Raw genomic sequence first — 2,517 nt, 5'->3', positions numbered from 1 at the left:
GCGGGCGACCAGCGTATTCAGATCGTCGCAGGCGGCGGCGCGGTGGGTGGCCTGCGGCTTCTGCCGGGCCTCGACCACCGGGCCGATGAAGGCCTCCGCCTGCTCGCGGTCGCGCTCGCCCGCCCGGGCCAGCCGCGACACGCCGACCAGCAGCACGGTGTTCAGCGCCAGGCTCCAGAAGGCGCCGCGGGTCAGGGTGTCGACCTCGTCGCCGATCCCCCACACCGCGCCCTCGACCCCGAACAGCGGCACCGAGGACGCCCAGTTCACGCCGGTCAGGGTCGGCGCCAGGAACACCACGACCCAGACCAGGAAGCCGCCGGCCATGCCGGCGAAGGCGCCGTGGCGATGGGCGCCGCGCCAGTACAGCCCGGCGATCAGGGCAGGCCCCAGCTGGGCCACGGCGCAGAAGGCGATCAGCCCGATCGAGGCCAGCGGCAGGCTGCCGCCGATCACGGCATGATAGGCATAGGCCAGCAGCAGGATGCCGAAGATCGCGATCCGCCGGATGCGCAGCACGGTGGGGCCGAGGGCGCCATCACCCCGCGCGGCCATGCCGCCGCGCAGCAACAGCGGCAGCACCAGCTCGTTGCTGATCATGGTGCTGAGCGCCACGGTCTCGACGATCACCATGCCGGTGGCGGCCGACAGCCCACCCAGGAACACGGCCAGGGACAGCAGCGGGTCGCCCGCCCGCATCGGCAGCGACAGCACGAACAGGTCGGGGTCGGCGGCCGTGCCGAGCAGCAGCAGCCCGGCCACGGCGAAGGCCGGGACGAAGACGTTGATGGCGCCGAGATAGGCCGGGAACAGCCAGCGTGCCGTGCGCAGGTCGGCCGGCCGGCCGCTCTCCACCACCCCGACATGGAACTGCCGCGGCAGGCACAGGAAGGCCAGGGCCGACATGACGGTGATCGACACCCATTCCGGCCCGACCGAGAAGCCCTCCAGCCGCGCCTGCAGCGCCGGCACGGCCAGCAGCCGGGCCGTCAGGTCGCCCGGCCCGTCGAACATGCCGAAGGTGACGAACAGCCCGGCGGCAATGATCGCCCCCAGCTTGACCAGGGATTCGAAGGCGATCGCCAGGATCATACCCTGGTGCCGCTCATTCGCCTGGACGTGGCGGACGCCGAACAGGATGGCGAAGACCGCCATGGTCAGGGCGACATGCAGGGCGGTGTCGGTCCACACTGGCGTGCGCCCGCGCCCGTCCAACCCGGTGGCCAGCGCGCTGAAGCTGAGCGAGACGGCCTGCAACTGTAGCGCGATATAGGGCAGCACGCCGACCAGCGCGATCAGAGTCGCCGCCGCGGCGATCACCCGGCTCTTGCCGTAGCGGGCGGCGATGAAATCGGCGATCGAGGTGATGTTCTGCTCGCGCGCCACCCGGGTGATCTTCCGCATCATCGGGAAACCAAGGGTGATCACCAGGATCGGCCCGACATAGATCAGGGTGAAGTCGAGCCCGTGCGACGCGGCGCGGCCGACGCCGCCATAGAAGGTCCAGGAGGTGCAGTAGACGGCGAGCGACAGGGCGTAGACCGCCGGTTCGCGCAGGCCGGAGCGCCAATAGGCCGGGCTGCGGTCGCCGAGGAAGGCGACGGCGAAGAGCAGACCGAGATAGCCGAGCGCAATCAGCCACAGCAGCCAGTCAGCCACCGCCCGCTCCCCGCGACCCGCGTCTGCTCCTCCCCGTCATGACGCCAGCATAGGACGGCCGGGGCCTGGAGCCGAGCGTTTCGGCGAGTTCGGCTGGAAACAAGCTATGCCGTCGGCAACCGGCCGAGCAGCTCTTTCACCCGCTCCAGATAGCTCTCCACCGGGCGGTCGGACGCGGGCCGGCGCCAAGCGTCCGCACGGGCCAGGCGGGCCGCGGTCTCGGGCCCGATCGCCGGCACCGCCGCCGCGATCGCCCGCATTTCCGCCAGGTCGCCGTTGCAGTGCAGGGCCAGATCGCAGCCGGCGGCCAGCGCCCGCTCCGCCCGCTGCGGCAGCGGGCCGGCCAGCGCGCCCATCGACAGATCGTCGCTGCACAGCACCCCGTCGAAGCCGATGCGGCCGCGCACAGCGTCCCGGATCGCGGTCGGCGACTGGGTCACCGGGTGGTCCGGATCCAGCGCGGTGAAGACCAGATGCCCGGTCATGCCCCAGGGCAGGTCGGCCAGGTCGCGGAATGGCGCGAAATCGGTGCGCTCCAGCGTCGCCAGATCGGCGTCCACCACTGGCAGCGAGACATGGCTGTCGACCCGCGAGCGGCCATGACCCGGCAGATGCTTGATCACCGGCAGCGCGCCGCCGTCGAGCAGCCCTTCGGCCATGGCCCGGCCAAGCCGGGCGACCACCACCGGGTCACCGGAGAAGGACCGGTCGCCGACCACGGTGCGGTCGGCGCCCGGCACGTCGAGATCCAGCACCGGCGCGGCGACGATGTCGATGCCGGCGGCGCCGGTGGTCAGCGCGATGGCGGTGGCATTGGCGCGCACCGCCTCCTCCGCCGCTGCCATGTCCAGCGCCGCC

General features: G+C 72.0%; 2 protein-coding genes. Both read right to left on the bottom strand.

Translation table 11 applies throughout. The features are described 5' to 3' along the window. A partial coding sequence (locus ABDW35_RS35420; protein WP_343718529.1) for a sodium:solute symporter occupies positions 1 to 1,659 on the bottom strand: 1,659 nt, incomplete at its 3' end. A 104-nt stretch (positions 1,660 to 1,763) separates the two neighbouring features. Next, the coding region (locus tag ABDW35_RS35415; RefSeq protein ID WP_343718528.1) for a glycoside hydrolase family 3 N-terminal domain-containing protein at positions 1,764 to 2,517 on the bottom strand (754 nt) is incomplete at its 5' end.

This window comes from Inquilinus sp., from assembly GCF_039594555.1.
Lineage (GTDB): Bacteria > Pseudomonadota > Alphaproteobacteria > DSM-16000 > Inquilinaceae > Inquilinus.
This window is presented reverse-complemented; position numbering and strand designations above follow the sequence as displayed.